This is a genomic window from Ramlibacter pallidus, assembly GCF_015070875.1.
In the GTDB taxonomy this organism is placed as follows: domain Bacteria; phylum Pseudomonadota; class Gammaproteobacteria; order Burkholderiales; family Burkholderiaceae_C; genus Ramlibacter; species Ramlibacter pallidus.
Map to the genome: position 1 here is coordinate 340,914 of NZ_JADDIV010000001.1, position 23,235 is coordinate 364,148.

A 23,235-nucleotide genomic window follows, 5' to 3' on the forward strand; every position below is an offset into this window, starting at 1 on the left:
TCCTTCACTGTTCGAGGGTACAGACGCCGGCGCGCAGGCGGTAGCGCTCGCCCGTGTGGGCGCAAGTCGCCTCGCCATCTCCCTGCAGGGGAAGGTCGAGACGTTCGCCGAAACGGCTCATCCAGCCGGCCTGGCGGGCGGGCACGCCCAGCATCAGCGCGAACGCCGGCACGTCGCGGTTGACGACCGCCCCCGCGCCGACAAAGGCATATTCGCCGATCGTGGTGCCGCACACGATGGTGGAATTGGCGCCCAGGGTGGCGCCCTTCTTCACCAGGGTGCGGCGGTATTCGTCCTTGCGCGTGACCGCCGAGCGCGGGTTGTACACGTTGGTGAACACCATGCTGGGTCCGCAGAACACATCGTCCTCCAGCGTCACGGCGTCGTAGACCGACACGTTGTTCTGGATCTTGACGTTGTTGCCGATCCGCACGTCGTTGCCCACGAAGACGTTCTGCCCGAGCGAGCAGCGCTCGCCGATGCGGGCGCCCCCGCACACGTGCACGAAGTGCCAGACCCGCGAGCCGTCGCCGATCTGCGCGCCCTCGTCGACGATGGCGGAGGGATGGACCGAGTACGCCATCAGAGCTCCAGCGGCAGGTTGACGCGCACGCCGTCGCGCGCCGATCGGTAGGCCGCGATCAGCACCTCGAGCGACTTCAGGCCCTCGCGGCCGTCCACCTCCGGCACCGCCTTGCCGCGCATCACGTCGATGACGTTGCGGTAGTAGAGCGGATGGCCGAAGCCGTAGACGCTCGTCGTCTCGTAGCTCGCCGTCTTGACGTCGGCGTCCTCGGGACGCTGGTCCTCGAATTCCCAATGCTGGATCTCGTTGACGGCGACGCCGCCGACGCGCACGGTGCCCTTCTCGCCGAGGATGGTGATGCTGCCCTCGAAGTTCTTCGGGTAGGTGAGCATCGTCACGTTCAGCGAGCCCATCGCGCCGCTGCGCCACTTGCACGTCAGCACGCCGGTGTCCTCGGCCTCGATGTCGCGCGCGAGGGTGCCGGTGTAGGCATGCAGGCTCTCGATCGGGCCGATCAGCCACTCCAGCAGGTCGACGTAGTGGCTCGCCTGGTTCATGAAGGCGCCGCCGTCCATTTCCCAGGTGCCGCGCCAGGCGGCCTGGTCGTAGTAGCCCTGCTGCGGGCGCTGCCAGAAGACGTTCAGCGTCACCATGTAGATGCGGCCGAAGCGCTTCTGCTCCACGGCGCGCCGCAGCAGCTGCAGCGTGGCGTTGCGGCGGTTCTGCTTGACCACGAAGAGGTGCACGCCGGCCTCGTCGCAGTGGCGCACCATGCGCACGCCGTCCTCCCACTTGGTCGCCATCGGCTTCTCGGTGAGCACGTGGAAGCCGGCATGCGCGCACTTGACGGCGTGGCCGGGATGCACGCCGCTCGGGGTGGTCAGGATGACGATGTCGGCGTCGGTGTCGGCGAGCAGGTCGTCGATGTCCGCATACCCCTTGGCGCCCGTCGCCGCGACGGCGGCCTGCAGGGCGGCAGGATCGATGTCGCACACGCCCACGAGTTCCGCGTCGTCGGCGTGTTCCTGCAGGGAGGCGACGTGGTTCTTGGAGATGCGGCCGCAGCCGACCAGCGCGAAGCGGATCTTGCGGCCAGTGATGTGCTGGGTCATCGGGATCCTCGTGGTTACAGGCGCCAGACCGTGAAGTCCGCGGCTTCGAGCTCCGCGCGGTCGTAGATCGACTTCACGTCCACCAGCACCGGCTTCTCGCCCCGCACCATCGCCCGCAGCTTCGCCGGCGTCAGCGACTTGTACTCGCGGTGCGACACGGCCACCACCAGGGAGTCGACCGCGTGGTCCGCATCGATCCTGCCGAGCTTCAGGCCGTACTCTTCTTCCACCTCGTGGGGGTCGGCGTGCGGGTCCGCGACCACCACGTCGATGCCGTAGCTCTGCAGCTCCTTCACGATGTCGACGACCTTGGAGTTGCGCACGTCGGGGCAGTTCTCCTTGAAGGTGAAGCCCAGCACGCCGACGCGGCTGCGCGCCACGTCGATGCCGTTCACCAGCATCTGCTTGACGGCGGCACGGGCGACGTAGCGGCCCATGTTGTCGTTGATCCGGCGGCCGGCGAGGATCACCTGCGGGATGTAGCCGAGCTTCTCGGCCTTGTGCGTAAGGTAGTACGGGTCGACGCCGATGCAGTGGCCACCGACCAGGCCCGGCTTGAAGGGCATGAAGTTCCACTTGCTGCCGGCGGCTTCCAGCACTTCCATCGTGTCGATGCCCATGCGCTCGAAGACCACGGCCAGCTCGTTCATCAGCGCGATGTTGAGGTCACGCTGGGTGTTCTCGATCACCTTGGCGGCCTCGGCCACCTTCAGGCTGCTCGCGCGGTGCACGCCGGCGGTGACCACGGAGCTGTACACCTCGGCCACCACGTCCAGCGTGCGTGCGTCCGAGCCGGACACGATCTTCTTGATCTTGGTGAAGGTGTGTTCGCGGTCGCCCGGGTTGATCCGCTCGGGGCTGTAACCGACGGTGAAGTCCGTCCCGAAGCGCAGGCCGCTCTCGCGCTCGAGCACGGGGATGCAATCTTCTTCCGTCGCGCCCGGGTAAACCGTGGATTCGTACACCACGATGTCGCCTTTCTTCAGCGCCTTGCCGACGGAACGCGAAGCGCCGACCAGGGGCGAGAGGTCCGGCTTGTTGCCGGCATCCACCGGCGTGGGCACGGCAACGATGAAGAAGTCACAGCTTCGCAGGTCGTCCACGCTGTCGGTGAACCGGATGTCCGCGGCCGCCAGGTCGGCGGGCGCAACCTCTTCGGTGCTGTCCTTGCCGGCCTTGAGCTCGGCGATCCGCGCCGCCTTGATGTCGAAGCCCACCACCGGGTGGGTGCGGCCAAAGGCCACCGCCACCGGCAGGCCGACGTAGCCCAGGCCGACCACTGCAATTTTCCTGTTCATTTCCGTCCCTTCAGATCTCTGCCTCGGCCAGGTCCCCGGCCTCTCTCGAGCGAGCCTCCGATTATCGCAGTTCAACTCGGCGCTACGCCAGCAGGTCCGCTTTGGCCAGCGGCACGGCCGCCCGGTCCCGCGCAGAGAGCACTGGTGGCCCGGACAGCGGCCAGGCGATGCCGATCGCGGCGTCGTCCCAGACGATGCAACGCTCGTCCTGCGGGACGTAATGTGCCGTCAGCTTGTAAACCACGTCCGCCTCCGAAAGCGCCAGGCATCCATGGGCGAACCCCGGCGGGATCCACAGCTGGCGGCGGTTGTCCGCGGTCAGTTCCATGCCGACCCAGCGCCCGAAGGTGGCCGAAGACCGGCGCAGGTCGACCGCGACGTCGAAAACCGCGCCGCGGACGACCCGGACGAGCTTTCCCTGCGGATGCGCCAGCTGGTAGTGGAGGCCGCGCAGCACGCCGCGCCTGGAAGTCGAGTGGTTGTCCTGGACGAAATCCGCATCGACCCCCGTCGCGCGCAGGAAGGCCTGCCGGTTGTAGCTTTCGTAAAGGGCCCCGCGCTCGTCCCGGAACACCTCCGGCTCGATCACCACCACTCCGGGAATGGCGGTGGGCGTGGCCTTCATGGCCTCCTCCCGCCCTCGCGCAGGACCTGGAGCAGGTACTGGCCATAGCCGCTTTTCCGCAGGGGCTCCGCCAGGCGCTCGAGCTGGTCGTCGGGGATGAAGCCGGCGCGCCACGCGATCTCCTCGATGCAGGCGATCTTCAGGCCCTGCCGGCGCTCGAGGGTCGCGATGAACTGGCCGGCGTCGAGCAGGCTGTCGTGCGTGCCCGTGTCCAGCCAGGCGTAACCCCGATGCATGATCTTGACCGTGAGCTGCCCCTTTTGCAGGTACGCCTGGTTCACCGCGGTGATCTCGAGTTCCCCGCGTCCGCCGGGGCGGACGGCCCTGGCGATGTCGACCACCTGGTTGTCGTAGAAATACAGGCCGGTGACGGCGTACGAACTCCTGGGCCGTTCGGGCTTCTCTTCGATGCTCCTGGCCTTCCCGTCGGGGTGGAAGTCCACCACGCCGTACCGCTGCGGGTCCTGGACGTGGTAGGCGAAGACCGTGCCGCCATCGAGCTTCCGGTCCGCGTCGCGCAGCAGGGTGCCCAGTTCGTGGCCATAGAAGATGTTGTCGCCCAGCACGAGCGCCGACGGGGCGCCGCCCAGGAAGGACTCGCCGATCAGGAAGGACTGCGCGATGCCCTCGGGCCGGGGCTGCACGGCGTAGGAGATGCTGATCCCCCACTGCGTGCCGTCGCCCAGGAGCTGCTGGAAACGGGGCGTGTCCTGCGGGGTGCTGATCACCAGCACGTCGCGGATGCCGGCCAGCATCAACGTGCTCAGGGGGTAGTACACCATCGGCTTGTCGTACACCGGCAGCAGCTGCTTGCTGACGGCGAGCGTCGCGGGGTGCAGGCGCGTGCCCGAGCCTCCTGCGAGGATGATGCCTTTGCGTTGCGTCATGGAACGGCCGGTCTCAGGAGTTGGTCGAGGAGGCGGGCGACCCCCTGCTGCCAGGGGGGCAGCGACAGGCCGAAGGTCGCGCGGAATCGCGCGGTGTCCAGGCGGGAATTATCGGGGCGCCGGGCGGCGGCCGGAAAGGCCGTCGCCGGCACGCCCCTGACCTGCCCGACGCCGCACCTGAGATTCTCCCCCGCCTGCCGCGCTTTGCCAACCACGAAGCGCGCGTACCCGTGCCAGGACGTTTCACCTCCCGCGCACACATGGTAGGTGCCCGAGCGGTCCGGCCTTTCGTGGAGCGTCCTGAGCGCGTGGGCGGTCACATCCGCGAGCAGGTCGGCTCCCGTCGGCGCGCCGTACTGGTCGTCGACGACGAGGAGCTCGTCACGCTCGGCCGCCAGCTGCAGCATCGTCGTGGCGAAGTTCCGGCCGTGCACGCCGTAGACCCAGCTGGTGCGCAGGACCAGGTGCCGGCTCGCGGCTTCCCGGACGCCGATTTCGCCCTCCAGCTTGCTGCGCCCGTACACGTTGAGGGGCCCTGGGGTATCGTCTTCCCGCCAGGGGCGGATGCCGCTGCCGTCGAAGACGTAGTCCGTCGAATAGTGGACCATCGACGCGCCGACATCCTCCGCGGCGCGCGCCAGTGCCGCGGGCGCGAAGGCGTTCACCGTGCGGGCCAGCTCCGGCTCGGCTTCGGCCCGGTCGACGTCGGTGAAGGCGGCCGCGTTCACGACGGCATCGGGCCGCACCGCCCGCACGGTGCCGGCCAGTGCCTCGGGATCGCGGAAGTCGCCGTGCAGGCCGCCTGCCCCCTTCGCCCCGAGCGCCGTGACCTCCCCCAGCGGAGCGAGGCTGCGCTGCAATTCCCATCCCACCTGCCCGTTGCAGCCGAAGAGGAGGATCTTCACGCCGGCCCTAGCCCGCCTGCCCGTACTGCCTCGCCATCCAGTCGCGGTAGGCGCCGCTCTGCGCACGCTCCACCCAGCCGGGATGGGCCAGGTACCACTCGACGGTCCTGCGCAGGCCCGTCTCGAAGGTCTCCAGGGGACGCCAGCCCAGCTCGCGCTCGATCTTGCCGGCGTCCACTGCGTAGCGCCGGTCGTGCCCCGGGCGGTCGGGGACGAACTGGATCTGCCCGGCATGGCTGCCGCCATCGCCGCGGGGCCGCAGCTCGTCGAGCAGGGCGCAGACCGTGCGCACGACCTCGAGGTTGGACTTCTCGCTGCGCCCGCCGACGTTGTAGGTCTCGCCCGGCCGCCCCGCCTCCAGCACCAGGCGGATGGCGCTGCAGTGGTCGCCGACATAGAGCCAGTCCCGCACGTGCATGCCGTCGCCGTACACCGGCAACGGGCGCCCGGCCAGGCCGTTCACGATCATGAGGGGGATCAGCTTCTCGGGGAAGTGGTGCGGGCCGTAGTTGTTGGAGCAGTTGGTGGTGAGGACCGGCAGCCCGTAGGTCTGGTGATACGCGCGCACCAGGTGGTCGCTGGCGGCCTTGCTCGCGGAGTACGGGCTGCTCGGCTCGTACCGGTGCTCCTCCGTGAAGGCCGGCGCCGCGGGAGACAGCGAACCATAGACTTCGTCCGTGGACACATGCAGCAGGCGGAACGCGGCCCGCTCCGCCTCCGGCAACGGCTCCAGGTACGCGCGGATCCCCTCCAGCAGGCGGAACGTCCCGACCACGTTCGTGTCGATGAAACTGCCCGGTGCGTGGATGGACCGGTCGACGTGGGATTCCGCGGCGAAATGGAGCACCGCGCGCGGCCGGTACTTCGCCAGCAGCTGCTCCACGAGCGGCTGGTCGCCGATGTCGCCCCGCACGAACACGTGCCTGCGGTCGCCCTCCAGCGAGGCCAGGTTGTCGGGATTGCCGGCGTAGGTGAGCTTGTCCAGGTTGACGACCGGTTCATCCGCCCGCGCCAGCCAGTCCAGGACGAAGTTCGAACCGATGAACCCGGCGCCGCCGGTCACGAGAATCATGAGAGAGCGTCTCCTGGGGGCAGGACGCGGCGGTCCTGGTGGTCCGGATTATCCACTCGGCGTGCGGACGGGCCGGCGCCTCAGAAGTGGATCCCCCGCATCATCTGCTGCAGCGCCACCGCCTCGGCCGACAACTGGGGCTTGCCGCTCTTGTCGCCCTTGGCCGCCGAGGAGTCGGGGAACATCCTGAAACTGGTGTTCATGGCGATCTGCGCCACCCGCGGCGTGAGCGCGTGCAGCAGCTGGCCCGCGATGCCCAGGCGGGTGGCGATGCGCACGGGCTTGGCCACGCAGGCTTCGGCCACGAGGTCGGCGGCCTCTTCCGGCGCCAGGGTCGGCACGTTGTTGTAGATCTTGGTCGGCGCGATCATGGGCGTGCGCACCAGCGGCATGTTGATGGTGGTGAAGGTGATGCCCTGGTCCTGGTACTCGCTGGCGGCGCAACGCGTCCAGGCGTCCAGCGCAGCCTTCGACGCGACGTAAGCCGAGAAGCGCGGCGCGTTGGTCAGCACCCCGATCGAGCTGATGTTCACCACGTGGCCGCGCCGCTTTTCCACCATGGCCGGCAGCAGCCCCATCGTCACGCGCAGCGCGCCGAAGTAATTCAGCTGCATGGTGCGCTCGAAGTCGTGGAAGCGGTCGTAGCTGGCCTCGATCGCGCGGCGGATCGAGCGGCCCGCGTTGTTGATCAGGAAGTCGACGCCGCCGTGGTCGGCCAGCAGCTGCTGCACGAAGCGGTCGCAGTCGGCCATGTCCGCCAGGTCCGCCGGATAGGCGACGAAAGCGTAGCCCTTCGCCTCGGCCTCTCGGCAGGCCTCGTCCAGCTTGTCCTGGTCGCGGCCGCAGATGATGGTGGTGGCGCCGGCTTCGGCGAACTTGTGCGCCGCCGCGAGGCCGATGCCGGAGGAGCCGCCGGTGACGAGCACCACCTTGCCGCCCACGGTGCCGCGCAGCGTGCGGTCGATGTGCAGGTCGGGGTCGAGGTGGCGCTCCCAGTAGTCCCACAGGCGCCAGGCGTAGTCCTTCAGGTCCGGCACCTCGATGCCCGTGCCCTTGAGCATCGCCTGCGCATCGCGGCTGTCGAAGCGGGTCGGGTAGTTCACGAACGCGAGGATGTCCTCGGGCAGCCCGAGGTCCTTCATGATGGCGTTGCGCACCCGCCGCACCGGCGCGATCGCCATCAGCCCCTTCTTCACGCCGCGCGGGATGAAGCCCAGGAGCGCGGCGTTGATGAACAGGTTCATGCGCGGCGCGTGGGCGGCGCGGCTGAAGATGTCGAGGACGTCGCCCACGCGATAACCCTGAGGGTCCACCAGGTGGAAGCAGCGCTGGCCGATGTCCTTCTGGTGGCCAATGTGGTCGAGCGCGTCCACCACATAATCGACCGGCACGATGTTGACGCGCCCGCCCTCCAGTCCCACCGCCGGCATCCACGGCGGCAGCAGCTGGCGCATGCGCTGGATCAGCTTGAAGAAGTAGTAGGGCCCGTCGATCTTGTCCATCTCGCCGGTCCGGCTGTCGCCCACCACCATCGCCGGGCGGTAGACCGTCCACGGCACCTTGCTTTCCTTGCGCACGATCTTCTCGCTCTCGTGCTTGGTGGCGAAGTACGGATGGTCGATGTTCTCGGCCTCGTCGAACATGTCCTCGCGGAACACGCCTTCGTAGAGGCCGGCGGCCGCGATCGAGGAGACGTGGTGGAAGTGGCCGGCTTCGATGGCGCGCGCGAACTCCACGGTGTTGCGGGTGCCGTCGACGTTGACCTGCACCTGGCTCTCCTCGTCGGCCGCGAGGTCGTAGACCGCCGCGAGGTGGAAGAAGTGGTCCACCTGGCCCTTGAGCTTCTTCGTGTCTTCCGCCGACACGCCCAGCTTCTTCTGCGTGAGGTCGCCGAAGACCGGCACCGCGCGCGCGGGGGTGGCGCCCCACCATTCGCGCAGCGCGGCGACCTTGTCCTCGCTTTCGCGCCGGATCAGGAAGTGCACGACCGCGCCCTTGCGTTCGAGCAGCTTCCTCACGAGCCGCTTGCCGATGAAGCCGGTCGCGCCGGTCACGAAGTAGTGCATGGAAGCCCCTCCTGGATGGTCGGTGTCGTGGCGACGCATTCTGCATTAGGAAGCCGCCCCTACACAGCCCGGGCGGCGGCGCTAAAGTGATGCTGCGGCCAAGCGCGGTGCCGCGCCAACCAGGAGAACACCGATGGTCAAGAAACTGAAGAAGCAGGGCGGGGATTCCGCCGCCGAGAGCAAGCAGCTGGCGGGCACCGTCAAGGAATCGGCGCAGCAGATCTGGCTGGCCGGCCTGGGCGCCTTCTCCAAGGCGCAGGAGGAAGGCGGCAAGGTGTTCGAGGCGCTGGTCAAGGAAGGCGTCACGCTGCAGCGCCGCACCCAGTCGGTGGCCGAAGGCAAGCTGGCGGAAGCCACCAACCGCATGACCTCGATGGCCACCGACCTCTCGTCCAAGGCCTCGGGCCAGTGGGACAAGCTCGAAAGCATCTTCGAGGAGCGCGTCTCGCGGGCCCTGAAGAAGCTGGGCGTGCCCACCGCCCGCGAGATCGACGCGCTGACCGAGCGCGTCGAGGAACTCAATCGCACGGTCGCCGCCCTGCGTGGCGGAGCCGGCGCCACCGCGCGGGCGGCCCGCCCGGCCACCCGCAAGGCCGTCGCCAAGCGGCCGGCGGTGAAGGCCGCGGCCAAGCGCACCGCCCGCAAGGCGGGCCAGTGACGGGAGCGGGGCCGCGGCCCTACACTCGCGGTCGATGAGCAAGGCCGCCCCCTCGCCGCGGATCGCCCTGGCGCTCGCCGGGGGCGGGCCGCTGGGCGCGATCTACGAGATCGGCGTGCTTTGCGCGCTGGAGGAGTCGCTGGAAGGCCTGGACCTCACCCGCCTGCGGCACTACGTCGGCGTTTCCGCCGGCGGTTTCATCGCGGCGGGCCTCGCCAACGGCGTGCGGCCGCGCGAGATGTGCGCCGCGTTCATCGAGAACAGCAGCCGCGGCGGCGAAGTGTTCGACCCGGCCTGGCTCACCGTGCCGGCCTATGGCGAATTCCTGGGCCGCGCCGCCCGCCTGCCGGGCCTGGCCGCTGCCGCCGGCTGGCAGGCCAGCTGGGGCGGCAAGCCGCTGCTGCAGGCGCTCGAGGGCCTTGCACCCGCCCTGCCCACCGGCCTGTTCTCCAACGACGAAGTGCACCGCCGGCTGCAATCCTTCTTCTCGCGCCCGGGGCGCAGCAACGACTTCCGCAGCCTCGGCGGCCGCCTGTCGCTGGTGGCCACCGAACTCGACACGGCGCAGCCGGTGGTGTTCGGCGCGCCCGGCTGGGACCACGTGCCCATCTCGCGCGCGGTGCAGGCCACGTGCGCCCTGCCCGGCCTGTTCCCGCCCGTGGAGATCGACGGCCGCTCGTTCGTCGACGGCGCGCTGACCAAGACCATGCACGCCTCCGCGGCCCTGCGGCAGGGCGTCGACCTGCTGGTCTGCGTGAACCCGCTGGTGCCCTTCGCGCGGCCCCGCATCGCGGCGGACGGCCTGGCCGCGGTCCTCAGCCAGTCGCTGCGCGCCATGATCCATTCGCGCATGGCCTTGGGCATGAAGCAGTACGCCACGGCGTATCCCGCGACCGACATCCTGCTGCTGGAGCCCGACGCGGCCGACGGCGAGCTGTTCGAGGCCAACACCTTCAGCTACGGCCAGCGACGCCGGATGGCCGAACATGCCTACCAGCGCGCCCGCGCCTGGCTGCGCACCCACGAGGCGCGCCTCGCGCCCCTGTTCGCCGCGCACGGCATCCGGCCGCGCGCCGAACGGCTGCACGACGACACGCGCGTCCTCGTTCCGGCGCGCCGTCCCCGCCGGCTCGGCGAGGCGGTGCGCCGCCTGCAGTCGGTGCTGGACGACCTCGACGCGACGCTGCAGCCGGCCTGACATGCCGAAGAAAGCCCCGCGCCGCACGGCCGAACGCATCCTCGAGGTGACGCTCGACCTGTTCAACCGCTTCGGCGAGCCCAACGTGTCGACCACGCTGATCTCCGCAGAACTGAACATCAGCCCGGGCAACCTGTATTACCACTACCCGGCCAAGGACGAGCTGATCAACTCGCTGTTCGACCGCTACGAGAAGGCGCTCGATGAACTGCTGCAGGCCGCCGCCGACGTGCGCAACGTGGAGGACGCTTGGTTCTTCCTGCACACGCTGTTCGAGCTGATCTGGCAGTACCGCTTCCTGTACCGCGACCTGAACGACCTGCTGTCCAAGAACCGCCGGCTGGAGACGCACTTCCAGGCCGTCCTGAAGGACAAGGCGCGCGCGATCCGCGCCATGCTCGACGGCATGAGCCGCTCCGGCGCGATCCGCATCGACGTGCGGGAGCTCGAGGCCACCGCGACGAGCATGGTGGTGGTGCTGACCTACTGGCTGAGCTACGAGTACGTGCGCGACCCCCGGCACGCCCTGGAGCCCGAGGCCGCGCAGCAGGCGCTGCTGCGCGGTGCCCACCACGTGCTCCATCTGCTGGTACCCTATCTCGAGACGGCACAACGCACGCACCTGCTGCAGCTGGCCGGCGCCTACGGAGGCCAGCGGGCGCCCTGAAGCCGAGAGCGGCTGGAAGGAGACAGGCTCATGGGCCAGTGGACGGCCTTTCCCCGCCTGGGGGAGTTCCGGCACGACGCCGCCGGCGTCACGCGCCAGTGGGCGCGCCTGCACGCGGGGGACGCCGAACCGCTGCCGGCCGATCCCCGCGTGCTCGAAGCCTGGGTGCTGTTCCACAACGGCGCCTTCCAGCAGGCGCACGAGGCCGGCCTCGCGGCCGGGGAGGCCGGCGTGACCGTCGCCAACAAGGCCTGCTGCATCCACGCCAACTACCTGGAGAAGAAGGAGAAGGCGCGGCTCGAACTGCTGCTCGAATGCGCCGGACGGGCGGCGCGGCAGGCGGCCGCGCACCCCGGGGATGCCAATGCCTGGTACTGGCAGGCCTACGCCCTCGGCCGCTACAGCCAGGGGATCAGCGTGGCCAAGGCGCTGGCGCAGGGGCTGGGGAGCAAGGTGAAGGATGCGCTGGAGCGCGCCATCGCCTTGCAGCCCCGCCATGCCGATGCGCACGTGGCGCTGGGCGCCTTCCACGCCGAAGTGATCGACAAGGTCGGTTCGCTGATCGGGGGGATGACCCATGGCGCCAGCAAGGAAACGGGCCTGCAGATGTTCCGCCGCGCGCTGCAATTGCACCCGGAGTCGCCCATCGCGCTGGTCGAATACGCCAACGGGCTCCTCATGCTCGAAGGCGACGAGCGCATGGAGGAAGCCACGCGCCTGTACGAGCAGGCCGCCGCCATCGAGCCGCTGGACGCCATGGAGAGGCTCGACGTGGAACTCGCCCGGGCCGAACTGGCGGCCTGAGCCTACACCGCCGAGCCTGGCCGGCCGGAAGAATGGCTGCATGACCATCTTCCAAGCCTTGCTCGCCGACCACGAAACCCAACGCGCCCTCTCCGCGCGACTGCAGGAGAAGCTGCCCGTGGAGGAACGCCAGAAGGTGTTCGAGGAGCTCAAGCGCGAGCTCGCCGCGCACGAGACGGCGGAAGAGCGCTGCTTCTACGTGCCCCTGTTCGAGCACGACCAGTCGGTCGACCTGTCGCGCCACGCCATCGCGGAGCACCACGAGATGGACGAGATGGTGGAGGACATGGACGAGGCGGACCCGCATTCCGCCGAGTGGCAGGAAGGCCTGCGCAAGCTGCTGGCCAAGGTCGAGCACCACCTGAAGGAGGAAGAGGAGAAGTTCTTCCCGCAGGCCGGCGAGGTGCTCAGCGCCGAACAGAAGGAAGACCTGGGCCGCGCCTACCAGGAGGAATTCGCGGCCATGCGCGCGAAGGAAGAAGCGCTCTGAGCTACGGCTCCCCCCAGGGGAGCATCAGCGTCACCAGCGAGAGCTTGGCGAACTCGGGTTCGAAGCGGTCGATGATCTCCTGCGGCCGCGGGCACAGCTGCGTGTCCGTCATCACGCCGAACTGCACGCTGCCGCCGTAGCTCAGGATCGACACGCCCACGCCGATGTCGCCGGACTGCGGCACCCAGAACATCACCTGCTCCAGCGTGGAGCCCAGGAACTTCAGCTTCTCCCGCGGGCCGGGCACGTTCGTCATCACCGCCGTGGTCTTGCTGCGGAACAGGTTCAGGATCGCGTCCTGCGCCGGCTTGATCAGCAGGCCGGCCACGGCGAGCACGGCGAAGGCGAGCAGCGGCTGCGTGCTGCCCTTGAGTTCGTTCATCCGGCGGCGCACCTCGTAGACCCGTTCCACCGGGTTGTCGATGCCGACCGGCAGCACGAGGGGCACGAGCCCGAAACGGTTGCCCAGCTGGTGGGCCTGCTCCATGGGCCGCAGGTTCACGGGGATCATGGCGCGGATCTCCACGCCGGCCGTGTCGTCGCCCTGCGCCCGCAGGTACTCGCCGATCGCCCCCGAGACGCAACTCAGGAGCACGTCGTTCACCGAGCAGCCCAGCGCCTTGCCGATCGCCCGCACCTCGTCCAGCGGCAGCGGCGGGCACCACGCGACCTGCTTGCGCGTGCCCGGCTTGCCCTTCAGGCGCGTCGGCGAATCGTCCGGCATCAGCAGCATGGCGGCGGCATCGCTCACCAGCTGCCAGGCCGTGTGCGCGATCTCGCCGGAGCCGGACAGGGCCTTGTGCGGCTCCAGCAGCATGGCGAGCGACTTGGCGGCGCCATCGCCGGCGGCTTCGAGCGCCTTGACCGCGGCGCCCGCCAGCGGCCGCACCAGGTGGTCGGCCAGCCACGCTTCCGGGTCCTCCGCCTGCGCACGCCGCTTGCGGTCCGGCGGCGCGGCGCCGCCGTCCACCAGCGACATGGTCACGCCGATCAGCGCGATGCCGTCCGCGATGCAATGGTGGATGCGGATGATCATGGCGCTGCCGCCCTCGTAGTCCTCCACCAGGTGCATCTGCCAGAGCGGCCGGCGGCGGTCCAGCGGCCGCATCGCCAGTTCGGCGACGCGCCGCTGCAGGGCGGCCTCGGCACCGCCGGCCCGGTGCCGCGGCAGCTTCTCGCGCACCACGTGTTCGCGGATGTCGACGTCGTGCTCCACCCAGCGGGCGGCGCCGCCGTCCTCCTCCACGCGCTGGCGGAACCGGCCGTACTGCAGCAGGCGGTCCCGCATGCGCTCGCACAGGGCGTCGTAGGCGATGCGCGGCCGCAGCGTCCAGATGCCGAGGATCATCATCTGGTTGCTGGCCGAGTCCATGCGCAGCCAGGCCGTGTCGACCTTCGACATGTTTTCGCCGGCGTGCTTCATCGCCCCTCCATCGTTGTCGTTTTGGTGTGCGCGCCTATTCTGGGCCTGGCGCCGCCCTTAAGATAGCGCGCACTTTCCCGCAGGAGCCCCCATGGCCGATCTGAACGCCGACTTCGAAGCCGCCGTCGCCAATTCCAAGAAGCTGTCCCAGCGCCCCGACAACACCACGCTGCTGAAGATCTACGGCCTGTACAAGCAGGCGACCGCGGGCGACGTCACCGAGAAGAAGCCCGGCTTCGGCGACATGGTCGGCCGCGCCAAGTGGGACGCCTGGAACGGCTTCAAGGGCACGGACAGCGACGACGCCAAGCGCCAGTACATCGAGCTGATCCAGTCCCTGAGCTGATCCCGCTCAGGGCGATTTCTTCCGCGCCGCCGGCGGCTTCGCTGCCTTGGCGGCCGCCTTGCGCGGGGCATGCTTGGCGGCGTGCTTCGTCTCGTGTTTCTGCAGGCCCTGCTCGAAGGCGTGCAGCGGGTCTTCCTGTTCCAGCAGCTGGTCCAGGTTCTTCACGATCTCGCTTTCGATCCGGGCCTTGAACACGCCGAGCAGCAGGCCCAGGCGCGCGTCCAGCTCGAACCGGTCCTTGGTCACCTTCAGCTCGCCGCTCGCGCCCGGGCGCTTGAAGCTCACCACGTCGGAGCTCTTGCCCTCGGCGTAGGTGCAGTCCATCTCCAGCTTCTTCTCGGCCACCTCGGCCCAACGGAACGCCAGCTTGCGGGCCTGCTCCAGGCCCAGTGCATGCTCGCGAACGATGTGGATGTCAGCCAACGGTGGTCTCCTTCAGTCTCTGGTGCCTCTCGGGCTTGGGCAGCTTCGACAGCTGCCGCGCCGCATCATAGAACCTGGCCCAGTCGCCGCCGACCGACTGGAACAGCGCCTCGAAACCCGGCACGAGTTCGTCGTACGCCGCCTGGGCCCCGAAGAACGCATTGTTCGCCTCGCGCACCCAGCGGTCGTAGCCGCGCCAGCGCTCCGGCGGGATGCCGGAGGCGGCCTTCATCTGCTCGTAGCCGGCGCGGAACTCCGCCATGATCTGCTGCTTGGCCTCGGCCTTGGCCTCGTCGGCCAGTCCGGGCGTTTCGTACACCGCCTTGAGCCGCTCGCGCGTGGCGCGCGACAGCGCGCGGAACAGCCGCCGGCGGCCGTCGTAGGCCGCATATTCCTCGCGGGCCGCCTCGCTCGCCTGCGACTTCAGCCAGCGCTCGCCGCCCAGGCGCTCCACCGCGGTGGCGAAGGACTCGTTGAACATGGTGTCGTTCTTCGCGTACAGGACCTGGTGCGCGAGCTCGTGGAAGATCAGCCGTGCCAGCTCGCCTTCGGGGTAGTGGATGAAGGTGTTGAGCAGCGGGTCGCCGCCCGCCCAGTTCATGAGGCCCAGCGTGGAGTACGCCGTCACCGGGTAGACGTTGACCTCGTAGCCTTGCTGCGCGAGTTCCGCCGCTTCCCTGCGCGCGGCCGCTTCGTCGTAGTAGCCGCGGTAGCCCACGCAGCCCGTGACGGGGAAGCACCACTTCTTCAGTTCCAGCGAATGGATCGGCGCCGCCGTCACGTTCCACACCGCGGCCGGCCGGTGCAGGTCGGCGTAGCGGCGGTAGCTCGGGTTGTCCGGCAGCTGCAGCTCACGGCTGGCGAAGTCGCGGATCCGCTGCGACAGGGCCAGCTTGGTGCGCACGCGTTCGGGCACCTGCGGCTCCTGCAGCAGGTCGCCGACCGGCCGCGCGGCCTGCAGGATCTGCAGGTGGCCCGTCATGGACTGCCAGTAGTAGCCCAGGTTCGCGCAGCCGGACAGGCACAGCGTCGCCGCCAATGCCAGTCCTGCCGTTGCCGCGAGTCCCATCCAGAGCGTCCTCTTCCTCACGCCGGCTGGACGTCGACCAGGCAGTCGTAGAACACGGGCGCGCGGCCCATGTCCGTCAGGCGCTGGCTGGTGAGCTGGTTCACGTTGGTCCCGGCCAGGCCCAGCTTGCGCCACCAGATCCCGAGCCCGTTGACGACGCCCGGCCGCGCGCGCGGCGTCACCTTGACCTTGCACACGTATTCGCCGCGGTCGTTGAACACGCGCACCACCTGCCCGTCCCCGATGCCGCGCGCGGCGGCATCGGCGGCGCACATCTCCAGCAGCGGCTCGCCTTCGATGTCGCGCAGGCTCTGCACGTTGACGAAGGTGGAGTTGAGGAAGTTGCGGGCCGGCGGCGAGATCATCGCCAGCGGATAGCGGGTGGAACTGCCCGCCGGCTCGTGGTTCGGCACGTGGTCCGGCAGGCCGTCCTGCCCGCTGCGCGCCAGTGCGGCACTGAAGAATTCGCAGCGGCCCGAAGCCGTCGGGAAGCCGCCTTCGGCGAACGGCGCGTCGGGGATCGGCAGCGAGGCGAAGCCCTGCGCCTCGAGCAGGCCGAAGTCGATGCGGTCGCCGAACGCCTGGCGGCACAGCGCGAAGTCGTCGTCCTGGAAGCACGGGTCGCGGAAACCCATGCGCGCGGCGAGCGCGCGGAACACGTCGGTGTTGGTGCGGGACGCGCCGACGGGCGCGATGGCCGGGCGGTTCAGGAGCACGTCGGTGTGCCCATAGGTGCCGTGGATGTCCCAGTGTTCCAGCTGGGTGGTGGCCGGCAGCAGGTAGTCGGCGTAGTCGGCGGTGTCGGTGCGGAACTGCTCCATGACCACGGTGAACAGGTCCTCGCGGGCGAAGCCGCGCACCACCTTGCCCGATTCGGGGGCCACGGCGACCGGGTTGCTGTTGTAGACGATGACCGCCTCGATGGCCGGGCCGAACTCCGGCGACGCGGGCCGCAGCAGTTCGTCGCCGATCTGCACCATGTTGATCGTGCGCGGCGTGCGGCCGGCCAGCAGGTCCGGGCGCTGCAGCGCCGCGCGGTCGACCGGGAAGTAGCCGGAGGTGGAGAGCAGCATGCCGCCGGCCCGGTGGCGCCAGGCGCCGGTGACCGCGGGCAGGCAGGCGACGGCGCGCACCGCGTTGCCGCCGCCGTGCACGCGCTGCATGCCGTAGTTGAGGCGGATGGCCGCGGGCTTCGTCGTGCCGTAGTCGCGCGCCAGGCTGCGGATCTGCGCGGCCTCGATCCCGCACACCGCCGCCGCGCGCTCGGGGCTCCAGCGCAGCGCGCGCTCGCGCAGCGCGTCCCAGCCGGACGTGTGGCGGGCGAGGTAGTCCTCGTCGGTCCAGCCGTTGACCACCAGTTCGTGCATCAGCGCCAGCGCCAGCGCGGCATCCGTGCCGGGCAGCAGCTGCACGTGCTCATGGCACTTCTCCGCCGTCTCGCTGCGGCGCGGATCGATGCAGACCAGCTTCGCGCCCTGGCGCTTGGCTTCCTGGGCCAGGCGCCAGAAATGCAGGTTGCTCGCGATGGAGTTGCTGCCCCACACGAGGATCAGCCGCGACTCGGTGAAGAACTCCACCTTCATGCCGACCTTGCCGCCCAGCGTCTGCACCAGCGCTTCGGCGCCGGCGGAGGCGCAGATGGTGCGATCGAGCAGCGAGGCGCCGAGCTTGTGGAAGAACCTCCCGGCCATGGACTCGCCCTGCACCAGCCCCATGGTGCCGCAGTAGCTGTACGGCAGGATGGCCTGCGGGTCGCGGGCGGCGATCGCGGCCAGCCGCCCGGCGATGTCGTCCAGTGCCGCATCCCACGACACCGGCTCGAAGCGTCCCTCGCCCTTGGCCCCGACGCGGCGCATCGGCTGGAGCAGCCGTTCCGGGTGGTAGGTCCGCTCGACGTAGTGCGACACCTTGTTGCACAGCACGCCGCCGGTCGGCCCGTGGTCGGCATTGCCCTGCACCCGCAGCGCCACCCCGTCCTGCACCGTGGTCACCAGGGAACAGGTGTCCGGGCAGTCGTGCGGGCAGGCGCCGCGGACCTGCCGAGGGGCCGTGGCGGGGGCGGAAAGGGCGTCCATGGGGTGCATTGTCGCGTGCGGGCGCGAAGCCGGCTGTCCATGGTACCGGGGCGTTTCTCACGACATGCGGGTTTTCCCGCAGGAACGACAGCGAAACGCAAGCCCCTGTCACGACAATGACACCATGCTCAACCGCCGTACCTTCACGCGGGGCGCAGCCGGTGCTGCCGCCCTCCTGGCCGTGCCCGCCCTGCGCGCGCAGGCCGACCGCATCCTGCTGGCCCAATCCGCCCCCTTCACGGGCCCGGCCGCGCAACTGGGCATCCAGTTCCACCAGGGCGCGAAGCTGTACTTCGAGCAGCTCAATGCGCAGGGCGGCGTGCACCGCCGGCCCATCGAGCTGGTGAAGATGGACGACGGCTACGAGCCGGACCGCTGCGTCGACAACACCCGCAAGCTGCTGGCCCAGGACCCGGTGGCCCTGTTCGGCTACATCGGCACGCCCACCAGCCTGGCGGCGCTGCCGGTGGCGACGGCCGATCGCGCGCCGTTCTTCGCGCCGTTCACCGGTGCGATGGGCCTGCGGCAGCCGTTCAACCGCTATGCCTTCCACCTGCGCGCCTCGTACAACGACGAGACGGCGCTGATCGTGCGGCAGCTGACCTCGCTGGGCCTGAAGAAGATCGCGGTGTTCTACCAGAACGACGCCTATGGCAAGGCCGGCCTCGACGGCGTGGAACTCGCGCTCAAGGCGCAGGACATGAAGCCGGTGGCGCAGGCCACGGTGGAGCGCAACTCCGTCGTGGTGGCGCCCGCCGTCAAGACGCTGGTGGCGGCGCAGCCCGACGCCATCGTGCAGATCGGCGCGTACAAGGCGTGCGCCGCGTTCATCCGGGCCGCCCGCGCCGCGGGCTTCGGCGGCACCTTCTTCAACGTGTCCTTCGTGGGCACGCAGGCGCTGTCGGACGAGCTGGGCAAGGAAGGCGCCGGGGTCGTGGTGTCGCAGGTGATGCCCTCGCCGTACAACGCCGCGCGCCCCATCACGCGCGAATTCGCGGAAGCGGTGAAGAAGGGCGGGGCCGACTACCAGCTGAACTTCTCCAGCATGGAGGGCTACCTGGCCGCCCGCGTGATCGCCGAGGCGCTCCGGCGCGGCCCGGCGAAGGTGTCGCGCGACGGCCTGATCGCCGGCCTGGAAGCGATGCCCAACGAATCGTTCGGCGGCTTCAGCGTGTCGTTCTCGCCGACCGACCACGTCGCGTCGAAGTTCGTCGAGCTGTCGATGCTGACCGGCGACGGGCGCGTGCGGACGTAGGCGCGGACGATCAGCCGATCTCGCGCACCTCGGCCAGGCCTTCCATGAAGGCCTGGCAGCGCGCCAGCTGCTCCAGGCTCACGTATTCGTCCGGCTGGTGCGCCTGGGTGATGCTGCCGGGACCGCACACGACCGTGCGGATCCCGGCGTTCTTGAAGATCCCCGCTTCGGTGCCGAAGGCCACCTGCGTGGTGCGCGGCTCGCGGGCCAGGCGCATCGCCAGCCGCGTGACGTCGTCCTGCTCCGAGCCGAGGAAGCTCGGGATCTCGCAGATCGTGTCGAAGCGGAAGCCGGTGTCCGGCGCCACCGCCTGCATCGCCGGCTCCAGCGAGCGCGCGTACGCGACCACCTGCGCCTGCATCGCGCGCGCATCGGCGGTGGGCAGGTCGCGGAATTCATAGCGGAACTCGGCGTCGCGCGGCACCACGTTGTCGGCGATGCCGCCATGGAACTGCCCCACGCTCGCCGTGGAGAACGGCACGTCGAAGCCTTCGTAGCGCGGCTCCTCGCGCTCGAAGGTCTCGGCCATGTCGCGCACGCGGCCGACCACGCGCGCCGCCATCTCGATGGCATTGACGGACTGCGGCGTCAGAGAGGAATGCGCCTCCTTGCCGCGCACGCAGCAGCGGTAGCGGTACACGCCCTTGTGCGCGATGGCAGGCACCATGTTCGTCGGCTCGCCCACGATGCAGGCCAGGGGCCGGATGCCGGCCTCGCGCAGGTCGGCGATCAGCTCCTTCACGCCGAAGCAGCCGATCTCCTCCTCGTAGCTGAAGGCCAGGTGGATGGCGAAGGGCGCCCGGCTCTCCAGGAACAGCGCGGCGTGCGCCACGGCGGTCGCGATGAAGCCCTTCATGTCGGCCGAACCGCGGCCGTACAGCCGGCCGTCCTTCACCACGGCACCCAGCGGGTCGACGGACCAGTCCTGGCCGTCCCACGGCACGGTGTCCGTGTGGCCCGAAAGGATCACGCCGGCGGGCTTGCCTTCGCCGAGGGTGGCGAACAGGTTCGCCTTGGTGCGCTCGGCATTGAAGCTCAGGCGCGACTTCACGCCCAGGCGGGCGAGTTCGTCGCGGATGAAGTGGATGAGGTCGAGGTTGGAGCGCTCGCTGACGGTGTTGAAGCCGACCAGCGCGCGCGCCAGCTCCAGCGCACGCGGGGCGGGGTGGGAGGAAGCCATGCGCCGATTGTCACGGAATATCCCTGATGGCATGGCGCTTGCAGGGGGATAGACTGGCAGATTCCTCCCGCAGGACCCGGATTCCCTCCCCATGAAACTCCTCGACTCCATCGTCACCGAAGCGGCGTCCATCGTGGCCGTGCGCCGCGACATCCACGCCCATCCCGAACTCTGCTTCGAAGAGGTGCGCACCGCCGACCTCGTGGCCGCGAAGCTCACCGAATGGGGCATCCCCGTGCACCGCGGCATGGGCACGACCGGCGTGGTCGGCATCGTGAAGAACGGCACCTCCTCCCGTGCCGTCGGCCTGCGCGCCGACATGGACGCCCTGCCCATGCAGGAGTACAACACCTTCGCCCACGCCAGCAAGCACCCCGGCAAGATGCACGCCTGCGGCCACGACGGCCACGTCGCCATGCTGCTGGCCGCGGCGCGGCACTTCGCGAAGAACCGCAACTTCGACGGCACCGTGTACCTGATCTTCCAGCCGGCCGAAGAGGGCGGCGGCGGCGCCCGCGAGATGATCAAGGACGGCCTGTTCGAGCAGTTCCCGATGGAAGCCGTGTTCGGCATGCACAACTGGCCCGGCGGCGCCGTCGGCACCTTCGCCGTGAGCCCCGGCCCCGTGATGGCGTCCACCGCCGAATTCAAGCTCACCATCCGCGGCAAGGGCGGCCACGGCGCGATGCCGCACCTGGGCATCGACCCGGTGCCGGTCGCCTGCCAGGTGGTGCAGGCGTTCCAGACCATCGTCAGCCGCAACACCAAGCCGATCGACGCCGCGGTGATCTCCGTGACGATGATCCACGCCGGCGAGGCGACCAACGTGATCCCCGACAGCTGCGAACTGCAGGGCACCGTGCGCACCTTCAGCACCGAGGTGCAGGACATGATCGCCCGGCGCATGCAGCAGGTGGCCGAGCACACCTGCGCGGCGCACGAGGCGCGCTGCGAGTTCGAGTTCCACCGCAACTACCCGCCCACCGTCAACTCGAAGGCGGAGGCGGAGTTCGCGCGCGGCGTGATGGCCTCCATCGTCGGCGAGCAGAACGTGCGCGAGCAGGAGCCCACCATGGGCGCCGAGGACTTCGCCTTCATGCTGGAAGCCAAGCCGGGCGCCTACTGCTTCATCTCCAACGGAGACGGCAGCCACCGCGAGTTCGGCCACGGCCCCGGGCCTTGCGTGATCCACAACCCCAGCTACGACTTCAACGACGACCTGATCCCGCTGGGCGCCACCTACTGGGTGCGGCTCGCGGAGGAGTGGCTGGCGAAAGCGCGCGCATGAGCGACGCGTCGCCGTTTGCCGCGAGCTACGCGCAGGCCCGACGCAAGTTCCTGCAGGCGGCGCAGGATGCCGGCCTGCCCGTCGAGGCCAAGACGCACCCCCTGCCCGGCCTGGACGGCGAAGAGCTGGCGATGGACGTCGTGCGCGAGGGCCATCCCAGCGCGCAGCGCCTGCTGGTGGTCAGCAGCGCGTGCCACGGCGTCGAGGGCTATTGCGGCAGCGGCGTGCAGGTCGCCGCGTTGCGCGATGCCGAGTGGCGTCGGCGCGCCGCCGATGCCGGCGTCGCCGTGCTCTACATCCATGCGCTGAACCCGTACGGCTTCTCGCACATCCGGCGCACGACGCACGAGAACGTCGACCTGAACCGCAACTTCCACGACTTCTCGCAGCCGCTGCCCGTCAACGCGGCCTACGGCGAACTGCACCCGCTGATGGTGCCCGGCGAGTGGCCGCCTTCCGCGGAGAACACGCAGGCGATCGAGCAGTACGTCGCGCAGCGTGGCGAGAAGGCCTACCAGGCCGCCGTCTCCGGCGGGCAATACGAGTTCGCCGACGGGCTGTTCTACGGCGGGCGGGCGCCGACCTGGAGCAACCTCGCGGTGCGCGACGTGTTGCGCACGCACGGCCGGCGCGCGGCGCACATCGGCTGGATCGACATCCACACGGGCCTGGGGCCCAGCGGCCACGGCGAGCGCATCTTCGCCGGGCGCGACGACGCGGCCGCCGTCGCCCGCGCCCGCGCGTGGTGGGGCGGCGAAGGCGGCAAGGGCGTGACGTCGATCTACGACGGCTCGTCCACGTCGGCCCTGCTCACGGGCCTGATGTTCACGTCCGCCTACGACGAATGCCCGCAGGCCGAGTACACCGGCATGGCTCTGGAGTACGGCACGGTGCCCGTGATGCAGACCTTCCAGGCGCTGCGGGCCGAGCAATGGCTGAACCGCCACCCGGACGCGCCGGCCGACGTCGCGCGCGGCCTCCGCCGGCAGGTCATGGAAGCGTTCTATACCGACACCGACGCGTGGCGCGCGCAGATCCTGGCACAGGCGCGCGAAGCGCTGTTCCAGGCGGTCGGGGGGCTGTCCGCCTAGGCCTTCGCCGCGCGGGCCTGCGCGATCACGAGCAGGCCGTCGAAGATCAGGCTTTCCACCAGCTCGAAGGGCACCGACATGTGCGGCGCCATCTTCCAGCCGGCCCCGCCGGTCATGTAGCAGGCGGGTTCGGCGCCGCAGCGCTGGCGCACGTGCTGCACCATGCGCTCGATGGCGCCCGCGATCGCGAAGGTGCCGCCGCTGGTGAGCGCGTCGCTGGTGTTGGTGGGGAACTCGCGCACCTCGCCGGTCGGCACGTGCAGGCCGGCCGTCCCGCTTTCCAGCGCGCGCAGCATGATGCCGTGTCCCGGCAGGATCAGCCCGCCCAGGAAGCGCCCTTGGGTGTCCACGGCCTCCACCGTCACGGCGGTGCCCACCATCACGATCACCATCGGGCGTTGCGGGCCGGCGGCGAGCATGCGATGGCGCGCGCCGATCATCGCGACCCAGCGGTCCGCGCCCAGGCGGGTGGGATGGTCGTAGCCGTTGACCAGCCCCGCTTCGGCCGCGCTCGCGACGACCCAGTGCGCGGGCACGTCCCAGAGCTCCTCCATCTGCTCCTCGACGCGGCGCTTGACCGCGTCGGCCGCGACGCAGCAACCCAGCATGCGCTGCGGCGAGGCGAGGCCGGCCCAGTCGCCATCCGCCAGCTTGTCGATGTTCTCCAGGAACTCGGCGCCGCTCGCGACCGGCTGGGCGCCGGGCGCGGCGTGCGGGTACAGCGCCCACTTGAGGCGCGTGTTGCCGATGTCGACGGCGAGGAAGGTCATCGGCGGG

At 69.8% G+C, this 23,235-nt stretch carries 23 protein-coding genes; 9 read left to right on the forward strand and 14 right to left on the reverse strand.

The window, feature by feature from the left end; translation table 11 throughout:
* Positions 1-4: 4 nt before the first annotated feature.
* The 8 genes from IM787_RS01700 to IM787_RS01735 all read right to left on the reverse strand — a co-directional run bounded on the left by IM787_RS01700 (position 5) and on the right by IM787_RS01735 (position 8,491).
* Positions 5-583, reverse strand: a complete 579-nt coding sequence (locus tag IM787_RS01700; protein ID WP_193674897.1) for an acyltransferase — start codon at positions 581-583, stop codon at positions 5-7.
* Positions 583-1,638 carry a Gfo/Idh/MocA family protein gene (locus IM787_RS01705; RefSeq protein WP_193674898.1) on the reverse strand — a complete coding sequence of 352 codons (1,056 nt, stop codon included), beginning with the start codon at positions 1,636-1,638 and terminating at the stop codon, positions 583-585. Before IM787_RS01705 ends, IM787_RS01700 begins: the two co-directional genes overlap by 1 nt.
* Positions 1,639-1,652: 14 nt before the next feature.
* On the reverse strand, positions 1,653-2,936 hold the full coding sequence (locus IM787_RS01710; RefSeq protein ID WP_193674899.1) for a nucleotide sugar dehydrogenase: 1,284 nt from the start codon (positions 2,934-2,936) through the stop codon (positions 1,653-1,655).
* Between the two features lie 82 nt (positions 2,937-3,018).
* Positions 3,019-3,561, reverse strand: coding sequence for a dTDP-4-dehydrorhamnose 3,5-epimerase (gene rfbC / locus IM787_RS01715; protein WP_193674900.1), 543 nt, complete (start codon positions 3,559-3,561; stop codon positions 3,019-3,021).
* Entirely contained in the window at positions 3,558-4,448 is an 891-nt protein-coding gene (rfbA, locus tag IM787_RS01720; RefSeq protein ID WP_193674901.1) for a glucose-1-phosphate thymidylyltransferase RfbA, read from the reverse strand. The genes rfbC and rfbA overlap by 4 nt, the downstream gene beginning before the upstream one ends.
* The gene (rfbD, locus tag IM787_RS01725) at positions 4,445-5,353 is read right to left on the reverse strand and encodes a dTDP-4-dehydrorhamnose reductase (RefSeq protein WP_193674902.1); all 909 of its coding nucleotides are present in this window, start codon (positions 5,351-5,353) and stop codon (positions 4,445-4,447) included. The genes rfbA and rfbD overlap by 4 nt, the downstream gene beginning before the upstream one ends.
* 7 nt (positions 5,354-5,360) lie before the next feature.
* Entirely contained in the window at positions 5,361-6,425 is a 1,065-nt protein-coding gene (rfbB, locus tag IM787_RS01730) for a dTDP-glucose 4,6-dehydratase (protein WP_193674903.1), read from the reverse strand.
* A gap of 80 nt (positions 6,426-6,505) precedes the next feature.
* On the reverse strand, positions 6,506-8,491 hold the full coding sequence (locus tag IM787_RS01735) for an SDR family oxidoreductase (RefSeq protein ID WP_193674904.1): 1,986 nt from the start codon (positions 8,489-8,491) through the stop codon (positions 6,506-6,508).
* A 133-nt stretch (positions 8,492-8,624) separates the two neighbouring features.
* Between IM787_RS01735 and IM787_RS01740 the strand changes: the two genes are divergently transcribed.
* From IM787_RS01740 to IM787_RS01760, 5 genes are read left to right on the forward strand one after another with little or no spacing between them, the layout of a single operon-like run.
* A complete protein-coding gene (locus IM787_RS01740; protein WP_193674905.1) occupies positions 8,625-9,149 on the forward strand; it encodes a phasin family protein in 525 nt (174 codons plus the stop codon).
* 34 nt (positions 9,150-9,183) lie between these two features.
* Entirely contained in the window at positions 9,184-10,347 is a 1,164-nt protein-coding gene (locus IM787_RS01745; protein ID WP_193674906.1) for a patatin-like phospholipase family protein, read from the forward strand.
* A 1-nt stretch (position 10,348) separates the two neighbouring features.
* Positions 10,349-11,014: a TetR/AcrR family transcriptional regulator gene (locus IM787_RS01750; protein WP_193674907.1), complete on the forward strand. Its 666-nt coding sequence runs from the start codon at positions 10,349-10,351 to the stop codon at positions 11,012-11,014.
* A 30-nt stretch (positions 11,015-11,044) separates the two neighbouring features.
* Complete coding sequence (locus IM787_RS01755; protein ID WP_193674908.1) at positions 11,045-11,818, forward strand: tetratricopeptide repeat protein; 774 nt, start codon at positions 11,045-11,047, stop codon at positions 11,816-11,818.
* A 40-nt stretch (positions 11,819-11,858) separates the two neighbouring features.
* On the forward strand, positions 11,859-12,308 hold the full coding sequence (locus IM787_RS01760; RefSeq protein WP_193674909.1) for a hemerythrin domain-containing protein: 450 nt from the start codon (positions 11,859-11,861) through the stop codon (positions 12,306-12,308).
* 1 nt (position 12,309) lies between these two features.
* Here IM787_RS01760 and IM787_RS01765 read toward each other — a convergent pair whose 3' ends face one another.
* Positions 12,310-13,731, reverse strand: coding sequence for a wax ester/triacylglycerol synthase family O-acyltransferase (locus IM787_RS01765; RefSeq protein ID WP_227494035.1), 1,422 nt, complete (start codon positions 13,729-13,731; stop codon positions 12,310-12,312).
* Between the two features lie 91 nt (positions 13,732-13,822).
* On the opposite strand from IM787_RS01765, the gene IM787_RS01770 reads away from it, so the two are divergent.
* Complete coding sequence (locus tag IM787_RS01770) at positions 13,823-14,077, forward strand: acyl-CoA-binding protein (RefSeq protein WP_193674910.1); 255 nt, start codon at positions 13,823-13,825, stop codon at positions 14,075-14,077.
* 6 nt (positions 14,078-14,083) lie between these two features.
* Here IM787_RS01770 and IM787_RS01775 read toward each other — a convergent pair whose 3' ends face one another.
* Genes IM787_RS01775 through IM787_RS01785 form a run of 3 tightly spaced genes read right to left on the reverse strand, consistent with a single transcriptional unit; the run spans position 14,084 to position 17,644 of the window.
* Complete coding sequence (locus IM787_RS01775; RefSeq protein ID WP_193674911.1) at positions 14,084-14,500, reverse strand: polyhydroxyalkanoic acid system family protein; 417 nt, start codon at positions 14,498-14,500, stop codon at positions 14,084-14,086.
* On the reverse strand, positions 14,493-15,569 hold the full coding sequence (locus IM787_RS01780) for an aminopeptidase (protein WP_193674912.1): 1,077 nt from the start codon (positions 15,567-15,569) through the stop codon (positions 14,493-14,495). Before IM787_RS01780 ends, IM787_RS01775 begins: the two co-directional genes overlap by 8 nt.
* A 17-nt stretch (positions 15,570-15,586) precedes the next feature.
* Entirely contained in the window at positions 15,587-17,644 is a 2,058-nt protein-coding gene (locus tag IM787_RS01785) for a molybdopterin-containing oxidoreductase family protein (protein ID WP_435531133.1), read from the reverse strand.
* A 124-nt stretch (positions 17,645-17,768) separates the two neighbouring features.
* Here IM787_RS01785 and IM787_RS01790 point away from each other — a divergent pair, with 124 nt between their 5' ends.
* Positions 17,769-18,899: an ABC transporter substrate-binding protein gene (locus IM787_RS01790; RefSeq protein WP_193674914.1), complete on the forward strand. Its 1,131-nt coding sequence runs from the start codon at positions 17,769-17,771 to the stop codon at positions 18,897-18,899.
* A 10-nt stretch (positions 18,900-18,909) separates the two neighbouring features.
* Here the strand turns inward: IM787_RS01790 and argE are convergent, their stop codons facing one another.
* Complete coding sequence (argE, locus tag IM787_RS01795; RefSeq protein WP_193674915.1) at positions 18,910-20,079, reverse strand: acetylornithine deacetylase; 1,170 nt, start codon at positions 20,077-20,079, stop codon at positions 18,910-18,912.
* A gap of 91 nt (positions 20,080-20,170) precedes the next feature.
* Between argE and IM787_RS01800 the strand changes: the two genes are divergently transcribed.
* Together IM787_RS01800 and IM787_RS01805 are read left to right on the forward strand one after the other, a co-directional pair.
* Positions 20,171-21,367 carry a M20 aminoacylase family protein gene (locus IM787_RS01800; RefSeq protein ID WP_193674916.1) on the forward strand — a complete coding sequence of 399 codons (1,197 nt, stop codon included), beginning with the start codon at positions 20,171-20,173 and terminating at the stop codon, positions 21,365-21,367.
* A complete protein-coding gene (locus IM787_RS01805) occupies positions 21,364-22,458 on the forward strand; it encodes a M14 family metallopeptidase (protein ID WP_193674917.1) in 1,095 nt (364 codons plus the stop codon). The genes IM787_RS01800 and IM787_RS01805 overlap by 4 nt, the downstream gene beginning before the upstream one ends.
* Here IM787_RS01805 and IM787_RS01810 read toward each other — a convergent pair.
* Positions 22,455-23,228: a type III pantothenate kinase gene (locus IM787_RS01810; protein ID WP_193674918.1), complete on the reverse strand. Its 774-nt coding sequence runs from the start codon at positions 23,226-23,228 to the stop codon at positions 22,455-22,457. The two genes, IM787_RS01805 and IM787_RS01810, sit on opposite strands and share 4 nt — an antisense overlap.
* Positions 23,229-23,235: the final 7 nt, after the last annotated feature.

Excerpts from the sequence above, each read along its gene's own strand:
- IM787_RS01750 (WP_193674907.1), top strand. The coding sequence starts at position 10,349 with ATGCCGAAGAAAGCCCCGCGCCGCACGGCCGAACGCATCCTCGAGGTG.
- rfbB (WP_193674903.1), bottom strand. The coding sequence starts at position 6,425 with ATGATTCTCGTGACCGGCGGCGCCGGGTTCATCGGTTCGAACTTCGTC.
- IM787_RS01780 (WP_193674912.1), bottom strand. The coding sequence starts at position 15,569 with ATGGGACTCGCGGCAACGGCAGGACTGGCATTGGCGGCGACGCTGTGC.
- IM787_RS01710 (WP_193674899.1), bottom strand. The coding sequence starts at position 2,936 with ATGAACAGGAAAATTGCAGTGGTCGGCCTGGGCTACGTCGGCCTGCCG.
- IM787_RS01755 (WP_193674908.1), top strand. The coding sequence starts at position 11,045 with ATGGGCCAGTGGACGGCCTTTCCCCGCCTGGGGGAGTTCCGGCACGAC.
- IM787_RS01785 (WP_435531133.1), bottom strand. The coding sequence starts at position 17,644 with ATGGACGCCCTTTCCGCCCCCGCCACGGCCCCTCGGCAGGTCCGCGGC.
- IM787_RS01735 (WP_193674904.1), bottom strand. The coding sequence starts at position 8,491 with ATGCACTACTTCGTGACCGGCGCGACCGGCTTCATCGGCAAGCGGCTC.
- rfbA (WP_193674901.1), bottom strand. The coding sequence starts at position 4,448 with ATGACGCAACGCAAAGGCATCATCCTCGCAGGAGGCTCGGGCACGCGC.
- IM787_RS01760 (WP_193674909.1), top strand. The coding sequence starts at position 11,859 with ATGACCATCTTCCAAGCCTTGCTCGCCGACCACGAAACCCAACGCGCC.
- IM787_RS01770 (WP_193674910.1), top strand. The coding sequence starts at position 13,823 with ATGGCCGATCTGAACGCCGACTTCGAAGCCGCCGTCGCCAATTCCAAG.
- rfbC (WP_193674900.1), bottom strand. The coding sequence starts at position 3,561 with ATGAAGGCCACGCCCACCGCCATTCCCGGAGTGGTGGTGATCGAGCCG.
- IM787_RS01800 (WP_193674916.1), top strand. The coding sequence starts at position 20,171 with ATGAAACTCCTCGACTCCATCGTCACCGAAGCGGCGTCCATCGTGGCC.
- IM787_RS01810 (WP_193674918.1), bottom strand. The coding sequence starts at position 23,228 with ATGACCTTCCTCGCCGTCGACATCGGCAACACGCGCCTCAAGTGGGCG.
- IM787_RS01700 (WP_193674897.1), bottom strand. The coding sequence starts at position 583 with ATGGCGTACTCGGTCCATCCCTCCGCCATCGTCGACGAGGGCGCGCAG.
- IM787_RS01765 (WP_227494035.1), bottom strand. The coding sequence starts at position 13,731 with ATGAAGCACGCCGGCGAAAACATGTCGAAGGTCGACACGGCCTGGCTG.
- IM787_RS01705 (WP_193674898.1), bottom strand. The coding sequence starts at position 1,638 with ATGACCCAGCACATCACTGGCCGCAAGATCCGCTTCGCGCTGGTCGGC.
- IM787_RS01790 (WP_193674914.1), top strand. The coding sequence starts at position 17,769 with ATGCTCAACCGCCGTACCTTCACGCGGGGCGCAGCCGGTGCTGCCGCC.
- IM787_RS01745 (WP_193674906.1), top strand. The coding sequence starts at position 9,184 with ATGAGCAAGGCCGCCCCCTCGCCGCGGATCGCCCTGGCGCTCGCCGGG.
- IM787_RS01740 (WP_193674905.1), top strand. The coding sequence starts at position 8,625 with ATGGTCAAGAAACTGAAGAAGCAGGGCGGGGATTCCGCCGCCGAGAGC.
- argE (WP_193674915.1), bottom strand. The coding sequence starts at position 20,079 with ATGGCTTCCTCCCACCCCGCCCCGCGTGCGCTGGAGCTGGCGCGCGCG.
- IM787_RS01805 (WP_193674917.1), top strand. The coding sequence starts at position 21,364 with ATGAGCGACGCGTCGCCGTTTGCCGCGAGCTACGCGCAGGCCCGACGC.